Annotated in this window: 19 protein-coding genes; 3 read left to right on the top strand and 16 right to left on the bottom strand. The window is 31.6% G+C overall.

Annotation, left to right across the window (positions count from 1 at the left end; translation table 11 throughout):
* Positions 1 to 13: 13 nt before the first annotated feature.
* Positions 14 to 1750, top strand: coding sequence for an aldehyde ferredoxin oxidoreductase C-terminal domain-containing protein (locus tag K354_RS0112345; protein ID WP_024955805.1), 1737 nt, complete (start codon positions 14 to 16; stop codon positions 1748 to 1750).
* Between the two features lie 51 nt (positions 1751 to 1801).
* Here the strand turns inward: K354_RS0112345 and K354_RS0112340 are convergent, their stop codons facing one another.
* Complete coding sequence (locus K354_RS0112340) at positions 1802 to 2095, bottom strand: MoaD/ThiS family protein (protein ID WP_024955804.1); 294 nt, start codon at positions 2093 to 2095, stop codon at positions 1802 to 1804.
* Between the two features lie 29 nt (positions 2096 to 2124).
* On the opposite strand from K354_RS0112340, the gene K354_RS0112335 reads away from it, so the two are divergent.
* Positions 2125 to 2922 carry a HesA/MoeB/ThiF family protein gene (locus tag K354_RS0112335; protein ID WP_024955803.1) on the top strand — a complete coding sequence of 266 codons (798 nt, stop codon included), beginning with the start codon at positions 2125 to 2127 and terminating at the stop codon, positions 2920 to 2922.
* On the opposite strand, the gene K354_RS0112330 is transcribed toward K354_RS0112335, so the two are convergent.
* The 6 genes from K354_RS0112330 to K354_RS0112305 form a co-directional block, all read right to left on the bottom strand.
* On the bottom strand, positions 2912 to 4468 hold the full coding sequence (locus tag K354_RS0112330; protein WP_024955802.1) for a DUF3369 domain-containing protein: 1557 nt from the start codon (positions 4466 to 4468) through the stop codon (positions 2912 to 2914). The genes K354_RS0112335 and K354_RS0112330 overlap by 11 nt on opposite strands.
* A 74-nt stretch (positions 4469 to 4542) precedes the next feature.
* Positions 4543 to 5754, bottom strand: a complete 1212-nt coding sequence (gene ilvA / locus K354_RS0112325) for a threonine ammonia-lyase (protein ID WP_024955801.1) — start codon at positions 5752 to 5754, stop codon at positions 4543 to 4545.
* A complete protein-coding gene (locus tag K354_RS0112320; protein ID WP_024955800.1) occupies positions 5754 to 6188 on the bottom strand; it encodes a CoA-binding protein in 435 nt (144 codons plus the stop codon). Before K354_RS0112320 ends, ilvA begins: the two co-directional genes overlap by 1 nt.
* Before the next feature lie 103 nt (positions 6189 to 6291).
* Positions 6292 to 7398, bottom strand: coding sequence for a tRNA (uridine(54)-C5)-methyltransferase TrmA (trmA, locus tag K354_RS0112315; protein ID WP_024955799.1), 1107 nt, complete (start codon positions 7396 to 7398; stop codon positions 6292 to 6294).
* 121 nt (positions 7399 to 7519) lie between these two features.
* Positions 7520 to 7972 carry a hypothetical protein gene (locus tag K354_RS0112310; protein ID WP_024955798.1) on the bottom strand — a complete coding sequence of 151 codons (453 nt, stop codon included), beginning with the start codon at positions 7970 to 7972 and terminating at the stop codon, positions 7520 to 7522.
* The gene (locus K354_RS0112305; RefSeq protein ID WP_024955797.1) at positions 7969 to 8406 is read right to left on the bottom strand and encodes a thioredoxin family protein; all 438 of its coding nucleotides are present in this window, start codon (positions 8404 to 8406) and stop codon (positions 7969 to 7971) included. Before K354_RS0112305 ends, K354_RS0112310 begins: the two co-directional genes overlap by 4 nt.
* 142 nt (positions 8407 to 8548) lie before the next feature.
* Here K354_RS0112305 and K354_RS0112300 point away from each other — a divergent pair, with 142 nt between their 5' ends.
* Positions 8549 to 10240, top strand: coding sequence for a methyl-accepting chemotaxis protein (locus K354_RS0112300; protein ID WP_024955796.1), 1692 nt, complete (start codon positions 8549 to 8551; stop codon positions 10238 to 10240).
* 19 nt (positions 10241 to 10259) lie between these two features.
* Here K354_RS0112300 and cobA read toward each other — a convergent pair whose 3' ends face one another.
* The 9 genes from cobA to K354_RS15050 form a co-directional block, all read right to left on the bottom strand.
* Positions 10260 to 11492, bottom strand: a complete 1233-nt coding sequence (cobA, locus tag K354_RS0112295; RefSeq protein WP_024955795.1) for a uroporphyrinogen-III C-methyltransferase — start codon at positions 11490 to 11492, stop codon at positions 10260 to 10262.
* Complete coding sequence (locus K354_RS0112290; RefSeq protein ID WP_024955794.1) at positions 11493 to 12995, bottom strand: nitrite/sulfite reductase; 1503 nt, start codon at positions 12993 to 12995, stop codon at positions 11493 to 11495.
* An 8-nt stretch (positions 12996 to 13003) separates the two neighbouring features.
* The gene (gene cysN, locus K354_RS0112285; RefSeq protein WP_037940792.1) at positions 13004 to 14419 is read right to left on the bottom strand and encodes a sulfate adenylyltransferase subunit CysN; all 1416 of its coding nucleotides are present in this window, start codon (positions 14417 to 14419) and stop codon (positions 13004 to 13006) included.
* Positions 14419 to 15333 carry a sulfate adenylyltransferase subunit CysD gene (cysD, locus tag K354_RS0112280; RefSeq protein ID WP_024955792.1) on the bottom strand — a complete coding sequence of 305 codons (915 nt, stop codon included), beginning with the start codon at positions 15331 to 15333 and terminating at the stop codon, positions 14419 to 14421. The genes cysN and cysD overlap by 1 nt, the downstream gene beginning before the upstream one ends.
* Positions 15334 to 15409: 76 nt before the next feature.
* Complete coding sequence (locus K354_RS0112270; RefSeq protein ID WP_024955791.1) at positions 15410 to 16120, bottom strand: phosphoadenylyl-sulfate reductase; 711 nt, start codon at positions 16118 to 16120, stop codon at positions 15410 to 15412.
* A gap of 8 nt (positions 16121 to 16128) precedes the next feature.
* Entirely contained in the window at positions 16129 to 16353 is a 225-nt protein-coding gene (locus K354_RS0112265) for a DUF2061 domain-containing protein (protein ID WP_024955790.1), read from the bottom strand.
* A gap of 382 nt (positions 16354 to 16735) precedes the next feature.
* Complete coding sequence (locus tag K354_RS15355) at positions 16736 to 16858, bottom strand: hypothetical protein (protein WP_281169408.1); 123 nt, start codon at positions 16856 to 16858, stop codon at positions 16736 to 16738.
* Complete coding sequence (locus K354_RS0112255; RefSeq protein ID WP_024955789.1) at positions 16848 to 18050, bottom strand: ankyrin repeat domain-containing protein; 1203 nt, start codon at positions 18048 to 18050, stop codon at positions 16848 to 16850. The genes K354_RS15355 and K354_RS0112255 overlap by 11 nt, the downstream gene beginning before the upstream one ends.
* 226 nt (positions 18051 to 18276) lie before the next feature.
* Positions 18277 to 18444 carry a hypothetical protein gene (locus K354_RS15050; RefSeq protein ID WP_156928238.1) on the bottom strand — a complete coding sequence of 56 codons (168 nt, stop codon included), beginning with the start codon at positions 18442 to 18444 and terminating at the stop codon, positions 18277 to 18279.
* Between the last annotated feature and the right edge of the window lies 1 nt (position 18445).

Here is an 18445-nt window from a genome sequence, read left to right as displayed (position 1 = left end):
TAAGGAGATTAAAATGGCAGATAAAATTTATCGTGTAAACATGAATGAATTAAGTTTTAAGATAGAAGAAGTTCCTTCACAATGGATGGGACTTGGAGGAAGAGGCTTTACTTCTACAGTAGTAGCAGAAGAAGTTGATCCAGAATGCCACCCTCTTGGACCAAATAATAAACTTGTTTTTGCACCAGGTTTACTCTCAGGTACAAGTGCAGCAAACTCAGGAAGAAATTCCTGTGGAGCAAAGAGCCCTCTTACAGGTGGTATCAAAGAGAGTAATGTCGGTGGGACAACTGCAGGGATTATGTCAAAGCTAGGAGTAAAAGCACTTATTATTGAAGGTATTCCACAAGATACTAGTAAGTTTTATCAACTACACATTACTAAAGATAATGTAGATTTTATTGAAGTACCTGAACTCGTAGGAAAAGATAATTATTATGTACTAGATGCTATGCTTGAAAAGTATAATAAGAAAGTAGCTGTGATGAGTATCGCTCGTCCAGGTGAAATGCAAATGCTAACATCAAATATATCAGTAAAAGATCCACAAGGTAAACTAAGAAGCCATGGACGTGGTGGACTTGGTGCTGTTATGGGTTCTAAAAAAATCAAATGTATAACTATTGATTCTGAAAAGTATAAAGAAGTAACGATTGCAGATCCTGAGAAGTTTAAAGAAGCAAGTAAAGTGTTTACTAAAGCACTTCAAGAAAATCCTATCAGTGGTGAAGGATTACCAGCATTTGGAACAAATGTACTTGTAAATATACTTAATGAAGCTGGAGGATTACCAACAAGAAACTTTAGAGAAGGTTCTTGGGAACATGCAGAGAATATCTGTGGTGAAACAATGGCAGAAAATATTAAAGAACGTGGTGGAAAAACAACTCATGGTTGTCATGCAGGCTGTGTAATCCAATGTTCTCAAGTATATAATGATAAAGAAGGAAAATACCTGACATCAGGATTTGAATATGAAACTATTTGGGCACTAGGAGCAAATCTTGGTATCGAAGATTTAGATCAAATAGCAAAAATTGATGGCTTGATGGATGATTTAGGATTAGATTCAATCGAAACAAGTGTTTGTTTAGGTTTAGCAGTAGATGCTGGAATCTTAGAATATGGTGATGGTGAGAAAGCATATCAGCTTCTTGCAGATGAGTTAGCAAATGGAACACCACTTGGTAGAATTATAGGAAGTGGAACACATGTATTGGGAAAAATATATGGACTAGTAAGAGTTCCAACTGTAAAAGGACAAGGTATACCAGCATATGATCCAAGAAGTGTAAAAGGACAAGGTGTAACTTATGTTACAACTCCAATGGGAGCTGATCATACAGCAGGATATGCAGTTGCTACAAATATTCTAAATAGTGGTGGATATGTAGATCCTCTTAAAAAAGAGGGACAAGTAGAACTTGCAAGAAATCTTCAAATAGCAAGTGCAGCAGTTGATAGTACAGGTATGTGTATATTTGTAGCCTTCCCTGCCCTTGATGACCCAAAATGTTTACCAGCACTTATAGATATGATAAATGCTAGATTTGGAGCAAGCCTTACTGGTGATGATGTAGTAAATCTTGGTTCAACTATTCTAAAAACAGAACATGCATTTAATCAAAAAGCTGGTTTTACTAGTGCAGACGATAGAATGCCAGAGTTTATGAAGTACGAAGCACTTCCTCCTCATAATGCTACTTGGGATTTTACAAATGAAGAAATTGATGAGTTCTGGAATTTTTGATTTAAGTAGAAAAAGAAGATTATGTTTTAGTAAAAGAGAAGTTGGAGGGTATTAATCCTCCAACTTCTCTATTTTTTTAGCACCTAACATTAAGCGGTATGAACCAGGAGTCCCTGGAGGGACTAACGCTACTCTGTCACCATCTTTTAATTCAGTATTTTTAGGGTGTACTTTACCATTTATAAAAACAAATTCAACTTTTCCTTCTTCGTATCCAAGGTCATTTATAAGTGCATTTGGAGTATAATGTTCAGGAAGTTCCATAATAGAATTAATATAAGGAATATTTTGTTTTTTTAGGTTTTCTCTTAAAAAAGAAAACGCATTAAATGTAATTTTAATCATAATCATATAATATCATAGAAGGATATAAAATGCCTATTACAATAGAAAATAACATTCAAAAAAACTCGATTGAGAAGTTCTTACCACTCAAAATTGAAATGCAATTACAACAACAATATAATATTTCATTTAAACAGATTGAACAAATAGCTCTTAATCTAGGAATCACACCATTAAGATATAAAAGAAATCAATCTACAATCAATACTAAATCACAATTAAAACTTTTAAATTCACATATTGCTATTATAGGAAGTGGTGGACTTGGTGGTCATATAGCTGAAATTTTAACAAGGATTGGTATAGGAGAATTAAGTATTTTTGATTTTGATATTTTTGAAGAACATAACTTAAATAGACAAAATTTTTCAAATTTAGAGAGTCTTGGAAAAGAAAAAGTAACTGTAGTTAAAGAGGGATTAGAAAAAATAAATCCAGCTTTACATGTAAATGCCTATGTTCATAAATTTGATCCAATAAATGATTTTAAAATGATACAAAATGTAGATGTTGTCATTGATGCACTTGATAATCCACAAACAAAATTAGAATTAGCCAAAATATGTAAGGAAAATAAAATAAGTTTTATTCATGGTGCAATTGCTGGTATGAATGGACAGTTTACTACCTGTAATACTTTAGATAAACTTTATAGAGATGGTTCATCAGGAATAGAAAAAAGTATAGGGAACCCCTCTTTTTCAGTTACTTTTGCAGCATCAATTCAAAGTGCTGAAGCTATAAAAGTTTTACTTAACATAGGAGAACCTTTAAAAGAGAAAATTTTAATTTCTAATTTACTAGAAAATGAATTTATTATTTTATAGCGTAGATTTTTTTGACTTCATCTAAATTATTTAAAAATAAATCTATAAGATGAGGATCAAAATGTTCGCCCTTTTCTTGTTTTAGATGCTCAACAGCCTCGTCAAATGACCATGCTGCTTTATAGACTCTTTTATGTGTTAGTGCATCAAAAACATCAGCGATAGCAACGATACGACCATAAATATGAATATCATTACCTTTTTTACTGTTAGGATATCCCATTCCATTATATTTTTCATGGTGTTCATGCGCTACTATAGCAGCAGCTCTTAAAATAGACCGCGTTGATTTTTTAAGAATATCGTAACCTATTTGAGCATGCGTTTTCATAATAACAAATTCTTCATCTGTTAATTTACCAGGTTTTAAAAGTATAGAGTCTTCTATACCAATTTTACCTATATCGTGGAGTGGTGAAGCACTTTTTAGAGTAAAAGACTCTTCTTCATCTAATCCATATTTTGTAGCAAGTAGATAGGTATAGTTAGCAACTCTTTTTACATGGCTAGCAGTCTCTTTTGATCTGTTTTCCATAACTTCACCAAGTGTATAGATAATTTCTGCTTGCGTTTCTGCTACTTCTTTATCCAAGTAAATATTATCAAAGGCAATAGAAACATTTGAAGAAAATATATGGACTAATCTTTTATCATCTTCACTTAAATCTGCACATCCATTCATGTATAAAAAGTTTTTATTTCCTGTGTGTGTTTCATAATAACCCACAAAAACATCATCATCAAAGTAACTTTCTTTTCTTGTCTCAGCAATTATAAGTCTATTTTTAATTTCATCATCAAAATCATAACAGTCATTGATTGATCTGTTAGTTTCACTATATTTTCCTGTTCCAGCTAAAAATACACATTTATTGTTTGTATTATCTTTAGCTGCAGTAAAACCATCACTTTTAATATACATCGAATTATTGTTAAGTTTTAAAAGTGATATAAGCTGCATCAGAACACCACTTGCAAACTCTTTTAATGAATGGATTTCAAATAAATTTGCAGAAGCATTTATAATGTTTTTAAGCCCTATTCTATTTTGTTCAATAATATTTTTTTTCTCTTCAATCGCTTTTAAATCTCTATAATTTCTAACAGAAGCAATAATAGTAGTAAAGAGTTTATCTGAAGTTAGTTCTGTTTTTTCTTTATAATCATTAATATCATATTTAACGATAACATCACGTTCGGGTGCTTGGCCTGGTTGTCCTGTTCTAAGAACTATTCTTACTAACTCATTTTTAAGCTCATCTCTCACAAACTTAACAAATTTTAATCCAGAATCATCCTCTTCCATAACAACATCAAGTAAAATTAGAGATATATCGTCAATATCTCTCATTATTTGCATAGCTTCTGTAGCACTATATGCACTAATAAAATGTAAAGCAGAATCTTCAAAAGTAAAACCACTAAGTACAGTCTTAGTGATGGTATGAACACCCTCTTCATCATCTACAATAAGTATTTTCCATGTGTTCTGTGTACTATTTTGATTTTTATCAACAAATTTTAGTTTACCATCATCACTGAACATAAAATAACCTTTTTTAATTACTCATAAAATATTGTATCTAAATTTTATATATAAATCATAATATTATTTTTATATCAAACTTCTATTTGTGCTTCATAGCCATTTTTATTAAGCATTTTCATGATATCTTCTTGATGCTTTTTACCTTTAGTTTCTAAGACTATAGTTATTTTCGCATCACCATAAGAGAGTTTTGTAGAAGTTCTATCGTAATCTATCTCTATTATATTTGCATTTGCAATTCTTAAAATATCAGTAAGTCCCATTAAAGCACCTGGTTTGTCAATAAGTGTTATAAGAAGTTTCATTTTCCTATGAGATTTAATTAAACCTTTTTCAATAATCACTGAAAGCATTTGAACATCAATATTTCCACCACTTAAAATTGCGCCAATTTTAGAATCTTTAGAATACTTAAATTTGTTGTGCATAATAGCAGCAACACTAGCAGCACCACCACCTTCAACTACAAGTTTTTGTCTCTCTAAAAGAAACAAAATCGCATTTGCAATCTCTTCATCATCCACTTGAACGACTTCATCTACACACTCGAGTATATGTTCAAAATTACCTTGGCTTACATCTCTTACTGCAATCCCATCAGCAATTGTTCTAACGCTCGATGAATTTATAGCTTTTTTGGCTTTAAAAGATTCATAAATTGCAGGAGCACCAGAAGCAGTTACACCAATAACTTTTATTTTTGGGTCAAGCTGTTTAATAGCAGAGGCAACTCCACTAATAAGCCCTCCTCCACCAATAGGTATTACAATAAAATCTAAATCATTGACATCATCTAACATTTCTAGAGCGACTGTTCCTTGTCCTGCTATAACTTTTTCATCTTCAAAAGGGTGAATAAATGTCAAATCATGCTCTTTAGCGTACTCAAGAGCATAACCATATGCTTCATCATAATTGTTTCCGTGTAAAATAACCTCTGCACCTAAATCTTTGGTTCCTGTGACTTTTAACAAAGGAGTCGCTTCAGGCATTATTATTGTAGCTTTGACACCAAACTCTCTTGCACTATAACCCACGCCTTGTGCATGATTTCCTGCACTTGCAGCAATTACACCTTTGTTTCTCTCTTCTTTACTTAAAGAAGCTATTTTATTATAAGCTCCACGGATTTTATATGCACCAGTAAGTTGTAAATTCTCTTTTTTAAGATACACATTTGTTTCCGTTTCTTCACTTAAAAGTGGTGCAAATGCAAAGGGTGTTTTATTTATAACTTTACTTATTCTTCTTTTTGCTTGTACTATTTCACTTAACTGTATCATTAACCTAATAACCTTTTATGTTCTATTTTTGTGCATTTATTTTGGACTGCTATCATTCCAGCATCCATTGCTGCTTTAAAAGCTTCATCATTGACAAGTCCAAGTTGTATCCAAAAATATTTCACATCTTCTCTTTTTATTGCTGTTTGAACTAGTACATCTGCAAAATCAGCTTTTCTAAACATATCAACCATGTCTACTTTTTCTTCTATCTCTTCAAGACTTCTATATACTTTTTCACCCAATATATAATCTTCTTTAGGATAGACAGGGATTATTTTGTAACCACAATCTTGTAAATATTTTGCCACCATATGACTTGGTTTTGATTCATCAGGAGAGAGTCCAATAATAGCAATACTCCTGCAGTTTTCAAAAATTTGTTTTATGACTTTGTCGTCATTTGTATTTATACTTGGCATCGAGCATTCCATACTTTCTCCTTTAAAATTTTTTTGAGTATATCATAGAGAAACTTTGAAAAATAAAAAATATATAATGTTTTATTTTTATTTATATAATATTATACTTTCTACCTTAGTTTCGCTTTTTTAAGACTATTCCAGATTCAATATGATCCGTGTGAGGGAACTGATCAAATATTGCAAAATTTTCTATCACAAATTTATCTTTTAAAAACTCTAAATCTCTTTTGAGAGTAACTGGGTTACAAGAGATATAGATAATATTTTCAAATTGACTTATAAACTCCAAACTTTTTTCATCAATCCCTGCTCGAGGAGGATCTACAAAAACATGAGAAAAGTTATATACATCTAAATCGATATCTTTTAATCGGTTGAATTCTCGCTCTTTTTTCAATGCACTTGTAAGCTCTTCTACACTCATTCTTAAAAACTCTATATTTATTACGTCATTCATTTCACAGCTTTTCTTTGCTGATTTTATAGAGGATTTTGAAATTTCAGTTGCCAAAACCTTTTCAAACTGTTTGCTAAATGGAATCGTGAAATTACCATGCCCACAATAGAGTTCTAAAAGGTCTTTTGGACTCTTTACATGTAAGGTTGCCCACTCTATCATCTTGGCATTTAAAAAGCTATTGGGTTGCGAAAATCCACCCTCTATAATCTTGTACATGTAAGGCTTTTTATCAACTACTAATTCATCGAGTACAAAGTCATCTGAAATAACTCTTTTAACTTTTCTGCTTCTTCCTATAATAGATATATTTAATTCATTTTCCAATTTTTTTGCATGTATATCCCAACTTTCATCTATTTTTTTGTGATAAAGCATAGAGACTAAAACTTTTGTTGAAGAGGATAAAAACTCAATAGAAAAGAGTTTGCTTTTAAGCACTTCGTCTTCTTGTATTAGCTCTTTTAATTTAGGCATTATATCTGCAATTTTCTTTACCACTTTAGGACAAGAATCAATCAAAACAACCTTTTTCTCACTAAGTTGATTCATCGCATAATGCATACCATTGTCATCATGCCAAATTCTAAATTCTGCTCTATTTCTGTAGTGTGTATCTGGTGAAGTAAATACTTCAAAATTATTTACTCCTAAAGGTGTAAATAACTCATTGATAAACCTTTTTTTCTTTTCTATTTGTTCGTCATAACTCAATTCATATAACTTACAACTACCACAAACTCCAAAGTAATCACAGTTCATTGTTCTCCAATATAATATGCAAGTATTGTATACTTAGCTCTTTTAATTTTAATCGTAATTTTATCTAAAAATCTATCATCTGAGTAGTAGAAACAAAAATATTTCTATTTAATATCTATAATTACTCTTTTTCTTCTAAGTATTGTTCTTCAAACAAGGGAAGTAAAAATTCAACCGCAGACTCATAAACATCATCTTCAAGTTCATCTGTTATAAAAAAATCGCTTTGTTGATAAGTAATAGCAGTATTTATAAGTTTTTTATCTCTTATGGGATTTACACTTTCTACAAGAAGTAAACTTACATGTACTGCAAATTTCTTTTTTATTTTTTTAGCATCAATTTTTATAAGAAAATTAGAAAACTCAAGAGTATGAGTTTGTATCCCCAACTTAGTTAAAGAGTGTGTTAGATCTTTTTTTATTTTTTCTATAGTTTGCTTTGAAACTAGTTTTCCTTTATTTAAAATAGCAATATTAACACTTTTTAATCCCTCTAAAGAAAATGGTGTTAGTGCATAGGAAAAATTATAAATGAAGGATATTAAAAGAAATAGTTTTACTAAGTGTTTCATTTTGTAGCCTTTTTATAATTTTTATTAATTTGGGTCAAAATTTTTATAAAATCTTTTTTTGATTTATACCCATAGGATTTAAAGAGAACATTTTGATTATGAGGATCGATAAATACTACAGTAGGAACTACCTCAGGGATAAACTCTTTAGGATAAACATCATCATCTCTATCTAAACCAATACCTACAAAGTTCATTTGTACTATTTTGTTGATATTGTCTCTTCTTAAGACCTGATTTTCGAGCTTTCTACACCATGGACATGTTTTAGTACTAAGGACTAACATCATAGGTTTATTAGTCTTTTTTGCTTTTAAAAGAGCTTCATTATAAGTAGTAGAGTAACCTAGTTGTTGATAAAGTTCAGCAGATGATGCAAAAATAAAGGAGTTTAAAAAGATAAGTAATATAAATATATTTTTGAAAACAAACATAATCAATCCTTTGAATGCTTAATTATTATACAGTATTGTGCCAGAATTTATTTAAAATAAAAAAATATCTTATTTACATTAGATCTACATGTGATATAATAATTTTCAAATGGATTATAAATAATAATACAGGGGATATAATATGAAAATTTCAACGAGGATGATTGCTGCTACTACTGTCTCATTAGTAGTTATTGGAGTTGCCTTAATAGGGCTTGCTTATAATGTAATGAAAAAAGAGGCTTCTTTTTTCTTAGATGAAGCAGAAAAAAGTTCTTATGAAGCACGTAAAAAAGAACTTAAAAATGAGATGCGAATCTTTCAAGGTATGTTTCAAGCAACATATGATCGTATGAAAAAAGATGGTGCAGATGATGAACAAATTAAACAAGCATTGAAAGATAGTATAAAAAAAGTACGTTTTTTTGAAGATAATAGTGGTTATGTATTTATTTATGATTACAATGGAGTCAATGTAGCACTTCCTGTAAAACCCTCTTTAGAAGGAAAAAATCTAAGTCATTTAAAAGATAAAAATGGAGTATTTGTAATAAAAGAGATTGTTAATGCTGCTAAAAAAGGTGGAGGTCTTGTCGAGTATCTCTGGCCAAAAGGTGGTAGTGATAAGCCTGAACCAAAAATCGTATATAGTATTAATTTTGAACCATACAAATGGGCTTTAGGTACAGGGGTTTATGTAGATAATGTAAAAAAAGAGTTAGCCATAGAAAAAGCACAAAGTGATAAAGAGATTGCAAAGCAGTTATCATTTTTTGTAATAGTTTCTATTGTTATTATAGTTTTAAGTATAGTACTTATCTATATAGGTGTTAAAAAAAGTGTAACAAAACCATTAGAAGAGTTGATAGATAGGACTGAGGATCTTTCACGTGGAGATGGGGATTTAACAAAAAAACTAGAAGTACGAGGAAATGATGAGATTACAAAAGCAAGTCAAGGAATCAATACTTTTATAGAGAAAGTACGTATTTTGATTGCTGATGCAAAAAATCTTTCAAGTGAAAACTCTTCCATAGCACATGAACTTTCTACTACAGCACTTGAAGTTGGAAAACTCGTTGAAGACTCTACTGAGATAGTACATAAAACTACAGACCAAGCAAATACTATGAGAAGTGAAATCGGTGAAAACGTAGAGTATGCAAAAACTTCTAAACAAGATTTAGAAGAAGCAAATGTATTTCTAAAAGAAGCAAACCAAGCTATTTTAAATCTTACAGAAGATATTAAAATCAGCTCAGCAACAGAAATAGAATTAGCCCACAAAATCCAACAACTCAGCCAAGATACAGAACAAGTAAAAGATGTTCTTCAAGTAATAGGTGACATTGCAGATCAAACAAACCTTCTTGCACTAAATGCCGCAATTGAAGCAGCAAGGGCAGGAGAACATGGACGAGGATTTGCAGTAGTTGCAGATGAAGTAAGAAAACTAGCAGAACGTACTCAAAAATCATTAGTTGAGATCAATTCGACTATTAGTGTTATTGTTCAATCTATCATGGATGCAAGTGAACAGATGGGAGCAAATTCAAAAAAAGTTGAAGAGTTGAGTCAAACAGCAACTGGAGTTGAAACAAAGATTAATGAACTTTCATCTGTTATGGGAGATGCAACAAATATGGCAGATAAAACAGTAACTAGTTATATTCAAACTGGTGATGACATTGGTAGCATGATTAATGGCGTGAGTGATATGAATGAAATCTCTACTCAAAATGCAAGAAGTGTAGAAGAGATTGCAAGTGCAGCTGAACATATGAATAAAATGACTGAATCATTAAACGATAAACTAAGCGAATTTAGAACTTAATCCTATTAAGCGACAGACTCTATATGAGCTTGTCGCTTAATCTTACTACTTTTCCAAAAACAAGTACAGCAGGACTTACCATCTCTAAAGAATCTTTATATAGATTTGCTAGAGTTGTTACTTTTACTTTTTGATTTTTTCTTGAAGCATTTGAAACAATGGCTACTTCCATATCGTTGCAAACCCCTATTTTAAAAGCTTCTTTTTGTATATGCTTGCATAAACTAAGTCCCATTAAAACAACGGTTGTATGGTTCTTTACACTTAAAAGATGAATCCAATCTAAATTTATAAGTGAGCCTTTTAAATGAGCGGAGACTACAGAAAAGTTTGTTGCATAATCTCTTGCAGTTACTGGGATACCAGCTTGTGCAACACCAGCAATGGCGGATGTTAATCCATTGATAACTTCAACTTTATAGCCTTCTTCGATAAGCTCTTTAGCCTCTTCTGCTCCACGTCCAAAGATATAAGGATCTCCACTTTTGAGTCTTCCTACTTTTAAACCTTGTTTTGCATAAAAAAGGATGAGTTCATTTATCTCTTCTTGGGACTTACTATGAGCACCTTTTTGTTTTCCAACAAAAACTTTCTTTACATGTACAGGTAAAAGCTCCAATATCTCTTCAGTAATAAGGTTGTCGTAAAGTGCTACATCTATGATTTGCATAGCTTTATATGCTTTTATAGTTAAAAGTTCAGCATCACCAAGCCCACATCCTATGAGGTATATTGAAGGAAAATATTTTTTGCATTCTGTTTTTGCCAAGGTTTTGTCAATTTTACCTATAGCTCTTTGTATTGCTTGTTTTTGGCAAAATTCATCTATATCTTCTGGAATTATTCTTTTTATCTCATCTCTCACTACTTGCGTTGCTGTTGGAGATGAACCATCACTTGAAATTGCAATCTTTAGTTTACCATAGTTTAAAAGTGAAGAAAAATAAAAATCACAAAATTCAGGAACATCTACTATATTTAACAAAAAGTTTTTATTCTCTAAAAGTGTTTGTTTTACTTTATCATCACCAGTAGCATCTACTACATAATTAAAACCATGTGTGTCTTTTATCTCAAAATCTTTTATAATTTGCTTTACATGTAAAGAGTTAAATGCCTCACAATACTCTTTTGAGATTACTTTAAAATCAATACTGTTATTTTCAAGGACCGTTGCTTTTTGTAAAGCAACAGGACCTCCACCTATTAAAAGAATTTTAGGATTTTTAAGCAAAATAGGTAGCGAGTTCATTTACTTATTAATCCTTGCTTGAATCAAATTTTCAACATATGTAAATATCTCTGTTATAGGTATTTTTTCTACTTGTTTTTCACCAAATTTACTTCCATTTTGACCATGCAAAGTTCCACCTAAATAGACTTCATATCCATCAACTCTACCTTCATCAGTCTTCACTTTTGTTCCAATAAGCCCAATATCTGCTATATGAGGGTGCGAACATCCATTTGGACAACCTGAAACTGCTATTGCAATATGCTCATCAAAATTAGGAAATTTTTCTTCTAAATGAGCTATGAGTGAACTTGTAAAGTTTTTTGTTTCTGTTATAGCAAACTTGCAAAATCCAAGCCCTGTACAACTTTGTGTTCTTGCTTCAAAACGACTTGGATTTGAGTTAAATCCTATCTCTTTGAGTCCTTTTAAAAATTCTTCAAGAATTTCATTTTTAATACCATAAACTATAAAGTTTTGAGTAGTTGTAAGAGCGATACCACCGGCATCATATTTGTTTATTAAATCTGAAAGTGCTTTAAACTGCTCGCCTCCAACACGACCTCTATTGGTTGCACAGCCTATGTAACTCTCACCTGCTACGATAGAATCATGAATACCAAAATGTTCTCTTTGTGCATATGGTGTGATTTCAGGCTCATTATTTCCTTCAAGTAAACCAAAACCTAGTTTTTTTTCTAACTCTTCTACAAACTTCTCAACACCCCAATCTTCAACAAGATTTCTAACTCTTGCTTTGCTTCTATTTTCTCTGTTTCCAAACTCTCTAAAAAGTTCAGCCCCAGCAATAGAAACAGCTTTGACTTGGTCAGGTTTTACGTATCTGTTTGCTCTACTTGCGATACGTTTAGTTTTAGCTAAACCTCCACCTACACTCAAATCAAACAGAACTTCTTCACCATTTTTAAAAGCAGTAAAGCCTATATCTTGTATCTCATGACCCATACAGTGGCATTTACAACCACTAATTCCAAGTTTGTATTTCCTTGGTAGATTTGAAAAATCTTCTGAATTTTCATCAAAAAACTTATCTAAATCTCTTATGATAGGATTTACATCTATAATATCATCTTTATCCAATCCACTTACAGGACAGTTGACGATTGGTCTTGGTCCATCTCCTGACGCTAATCGAGAAGTTAAAGCTGTATCTTCAAAAAGTTTGAACATTGCAGGTAAATCTTTTATCTGAATATAATGAAACTGTATATTTTGTCTTGTTGTAAAATCTATATAACCTTGTGCATATTTAAGTCCAATATCACTCATGATTGACAATGCTTTTTTATCCATACGTCCATCAATTAATTTGACACGTTTCATAAAATACGCTTTATCTTCTTTTCCATCTTTATTTGCATGAGGATACATTCCGTACCACTTTAACAAATCGATATGTTGCTGGTCTATCTTTTCTCCACCGCTTGCCTCACGGTAAATATCCTTAATAATTTCCAATGGTGGACGCTCAGCCTTAAGTGCTTCTACTTTTGATAACATTGTATTTCCTATATAATAAAATCATCTATTTTAGAAATATCTTTCGCTCCCCAGTGAGGAAAGTGTTTTCTAACCAGTGCGTTGAACTCTATCTCAAAGTCACTATGCTTTAGAGTACTTTTTTTACCCTGTGTTTTTTGTTTTATCATTCCAGCACCAACAGTTTTGTTTGTATACTTTTCTATAATGATAAATCTTCCAGTTTGTCTATTTATATCATAACTATCATAAACAACACTTTTTGAAAGTATTAGTTTAGCATAACCTATATCATTTAATTCTAATTTATCGACACTTATGTGTTCTAAAGTATTGACATCTTTTTTATAATGAATCTCTTCAAAGAATCCACTTATAGTGCTTGTGCCTTTTTTGATTTCATATGTATCACCAAGGTTGAGTGGTGTATCGTTCATCCAGACTACATGTACGTCAAATTCGTCTGCAATATCAGGTACATTATCAGATTTTACTATAACATCACCTCTGCTTATATCTATCTCATCATTGAGTGTCAAAGTAACAGCCATAGGAGCATAAGCCTCTTGTAAATTACCATCATATGTCACAATAGACTTTATGGTTGATTTTTTGTTTGAAGGAAGTGCTACTACTTCATCTCCTACTTTTATAACTCCACTAGCAATAGTCCCAGAAAACCCTCTAAAATCAAGATTTGGTCTATTTACATACTGAACAGGAAATCTAAAGTCATCAAAATTTATGTCATTTGCTATCTCTATATTTTCAAGAACACTTAAAAGTGGTTCACCCTTATACCAAGGTGTTTTTTCACTTTTATTGACTATGTTATCTCCATCTAAAGCACTTAGTGGGATAAAAGTAGCATCTTTTATACCAACTTCTTTTGCAAAATGAAGGTAATCAGTTTTGATTTTTTCATATACTTCTTCACTAAAATCCACTAAATCCATTTTATTGATAGCAATCACAGTGTGTTTGATACCTAAAAGACTTGTTATATAACTATGTCTTTTCGTTTGAGTTTGTATACCATGTCTTGCATCTATCAAAATAATAGCCAAATCAGCCGTACTTGCTCCAGTTGCCATATTTCTCGTGTATTGCTCATGTCCTGGAGTATCTGCTATGATAAACTTTCTCTTATCTGTTGTAAAATATCTATAAGCAACATCAATAGTGATACCTTGTTCTCTCTCACTTGCAAGTCCATCAACTAAAAGTGCTAAGTCAACTTTTTCTCCAGTTGTTCCACTTTTTTTGCTATCTTTGGTAATCGCTTCAAGTTGGTCTTCAAATATCATCTTTGAATCATGTAAAAGTCTTCCTATAAGAGTACTTTTCCCATCATCAACACTTCCACAAGTGATAAACCTTAAAAGTTCTTTGTTTTCATGTACTTTTAAATATTCTTCAATATCTGTACTTAGTAAATCACTCATTAAAAATATCCTTCCATTTTCTTTTTTTCCATTGACCCTGAGCTATCGCTATCGATGACTCTACCTTGTCTCTCACTTGTTTTTGTTAAAAGCATCTCTTGAATAATCTCAGGCAGAGTTGAAGCAGATGACTCAACTGCACCAGTAAGTGGATAACAACCTAAAGTTCTAAATCTTACACTCTCATACTTGATCTCTTCACCCTCTTCTAGTGGCAACCTATCATCATCTACCATTATCTTCACACCATCTCTAACTACAACAGGACGCTTATCTGCAAAATACAAAGGTACAATAGGAATTTGCTCCAAATAGATATATTGCCAAATATCAAGTTCTGTCCAGTTTGAAAGAGGAAATACTCTTATACTCTCGCCTTGATTTACTTTTGCATTATATAAGTCCCAAAGTTCTGGGCGTTGTTCTTTTGGATTCCATCTGTGAAACTTGTCACGAAAAGAGTAAATTCTCTCTTTTGCACGACTCTTCTCTTCATCACGTCTTGCACCACCAAAAACTGCATCAAACTTGTATTTGTTAAGTGCTTGTTTTAGTCCTTCTGTTTTCATGATGTCCGTATGGACTTTACTACCATGAGAAAAAGGACCAACACCTTGGTCAATTCCATCTTGGTTTACATGTACAAGTAAATCTAATCCCAACTCTTTGACTCTTTGGTCACGAAACTCAATCATCTCTTTAAACTTCCAAGTAGTATCTACATGTAAAAGTGGAAATGGTAGCTTTGATGGATGGAAAGCTTTGATAGCAAGGTGCAACATCACAGCGCTATCTTTCCCTACACTATAAAGCATAGCAGGGTTATCAAACTCACTTATAACTTCTCTCATAATATGAATTGACTCTGCTTCTAATTTCCTAAGATGCGTCAGTCTTCTTTTATCTTGTGTCATTTTACTTCTCCTTTAACTTCGAACTCGTCAGAAGTTAAATTCATATCACTAAAGCTTGTTCTTTGAACAGAATTTTTCATTTGTTTTCCTTTACATGTAAACCACACTCTTTGTGTTCAGGGTTTTCCCACCACCATCTTCCGCTTCTTATATCTGCTCCCTCTTGAACAGCCCTACTACAAGGCTGACAACCAATACTAGGATAGCCTTGGTCATGAAGTTTGTTGTATGGAACATTGTTCTTTTTGATGTGTTCCCATACCTCTTCTTCACTCCAATCAATAAGAGGATTGAGTTTTAAGAGTCCATTTCCCTCATCCCGCTCTAAAATCTCCATACTATCTCTTGTTATTGATTGTTCTCGTCTTAAACCTGTTATCCAGATATCAAGCCCTTTTAAGGCTCTTTTTAAAGGCTCTATTTTTCTTATATAACAACACTCTTTTCTCTCATCAATGGAGTTATAAAAACTAAACATACCTTTTTCGTTTACTAAAGCTTCTACTTTATCTGCTTGTGGAAAGTAGATTTTTATATTTTTTTTGTACTTTACATTTGTTTTTTCTATCAAATCATAAGTCTCTTTTGGTAATCTTCCTGTATCTAATGTAAATATTTTTGCGTCATCACTAATGCTATGAAGAATATCAGTTAAAACTTGATCTTCAGCACCTAAACTTGAAGCAAATGCAATATTTACATCTAACTCATTTAAAAAGTACGCTAAAACTTCTTGTGTGTTTTTACCTTTAATCGCTTGTTTTAGTGTATCTATATTATTTTTCATAAATTCTCCTATATCTGATATTCAGGTGCTTTTATTTTTCCAAAACTAATTTTATTCCAAGCACGCTCGTGAAAATAAAATAAAACCATCTTTGTAAAAAGCTCAATTGATCCAATTGAAGTGGCCATTTTAAGATTACCAGTTATTAAATACGAAATTATTATAGTATCAATCGTACCAACCGCTCTCCAAGAGACTGTTTTTACAAGACTTCTATAGGGTTTTTCATTCACTTTTTCTCTCCTTTGACTATTCCTATCGAAATACTCAAGTATAAATTTAATGTTGTAATTATACGTGAAACAAGAAGAGAAAAATTGATATAAGTCAAGAAATTATAAAGTAGTGACTTTTTAAAAATAAATGGTTTAATTTGAGAGAGTTCTATCTATTGTAGGTTGTGGAAGTTATATATAAATATTTTTATAACTTATCTTCGGAATATTTAGCAGATACCTAATTTGTAGTGGATGTGCTGGATAGTTGTTATACGGCTATCGTATGCTAGGTGTATATCTTTCTCCATTTTCGTTTGTATATCTACTTGCTTGGCTTATTGTATGTCCTCTTGTAGTTTTAAATTATTTCCTAATTCAAAGTTTAATGCCCAACTCATTATTTATCTCCTAAATTAAAATATATCTTTACATGTAAAGCATTTAATACCGTTATGATTTGATTTACAGCTTCGTCATCTGTATTTACTCTTTGTACGTAAGGTTTAAGTTCATTTGCCATCGTTTATCCTTTGTGTTGTATTTGTATCTTTGGTGTATTTTTTAAAAACTTTGATGAGTTTGGTGTAGTCTTTTTGAGTTTTCCACCTTGGGTCATTTTCTTTTTTCATTTGTTGCGTACCTCTCATGTCTCGCTCCATTAACTCTACCCATGTAATTTTTCCTCCTCCAAATGCCTTCATCTTTTTGTCGATATTCATGCATTCTTTTTTCAATAAAGCATCAGCTATTTCAGGCAAATTATATTCATGTACAAAATTTGTAAAATTATCTCCCCATGCATCTTTCTTATACACAGAACTCGGACCGATAGATTTTTTAAAATAAGTATTTTCTATGCTTTCAGGGCATGTACCACCGTGTTCAAATAAAAAATCAAGTACTTTCGTAGCGTTATTTTCTATAGCGTAAACCAAAGGTGTTTTAGTAAGAATGTCAGGCTTATGCAGTAGCTTTTTTGTACACTCTTTTTCAAGGTAGGTAAGTGTCTTTATATCATCAAGAAAAGCACTATAGTGAAACACTGTTCTATCACCGATAAAGTTGCTATCACATAAGCTTTCATTGGCATCAAGAATCGTTTTTACTTTTTGGGTATCTTTACTTGTTAGTGCTTTGTAAAGTGGGATAAGTGTTGTGTTTGTCTCTGCTTTATTAATAGGATATGTATGTTTTTTATTTACCATTGCCAAACGTTTCATATTGCATGTATTTGAATATTTGTGAAAGTAAAGATACACTTCTTTGTTTTTAAACTTATCGTTTAATTGTTTGACATTGATTTGAGCTTTAATAGTGTTTGCACCTTGTAGAGGTACTTTAAAAAGCTCAAGTGCGACATTAGCTGTCCCAGATGTGATACGACCCCTATTAAATCCATGTTGGAGTCTCGAGTTTTTATCAATGTTTGTTTTTTTAAGCTCTTTGCCCCCTTTGTCAAAAAGTTTAACTTCAAACTGTGAATCTTTAAAAGTATAAGGTTCATACATTGGGAAAAAAAAGAGTTTATCTTTTGAATAAAAGCCAACTTCATAACATCCATTGTGAAGGTTTTTTTCAATAGTATATGTTTGGTGCTCATTGAGTAAAATACCTTTTGAAACATCGAAACTACTTAATGAAGAAAAGAGTTTTACTCCAATGGTTACAAAAAATGCGATGATAAAAAATAGAGCAAATGTTTTCTTCTTCATTTTTGTTCTCCTTCATTTATCTTTACATGGATTAAAAAGGACAAGCTTTTTCTATCCTCTTGTAGTTTTAAATTATTTTCTAATGCAAAGTTTAATGCCCAACTCATTATTTATCTCCTAAATTAAAATATATCTTTACATGTAAAGCTTTTGGGTTATAAAAGTCTTACATGTAAAGAAACTATGTTCATAGTTTTTATGCTTCACAAATATGTTTTTTTGTCTTTTATTGAATTAAAAGTAGCCTGTCCCCTTTAATCGTATCTTTATTCTGTTTATCTATAAACTCAATCAATTCTATCTTGTTTGTTCTATTTCCTGTAAAATTTTCAAGTTGTAAATATGCTAATTCTGCTAATAAACCATTTTCACGTATTGAACTTATATCTGCCATT

Origin of the sequence: Sulfurospirillum arcachonense DSM 9755 (assembly GCF_000597725.1) — a bacterium.
GTDB classification, from domain to species: Bacteria; Campylobacterota; Campylobacteria; order Campylobacterales; family Sulfurospirillaceae; genus Sulfurospirillum_A; species Sulfurospirillum_A arcachonense.
The sequence above is the reverse complement of the archived record's forward strand: the minus strand, read 5'-3'. Positions and strand labels throughout refer to the sequence as shown.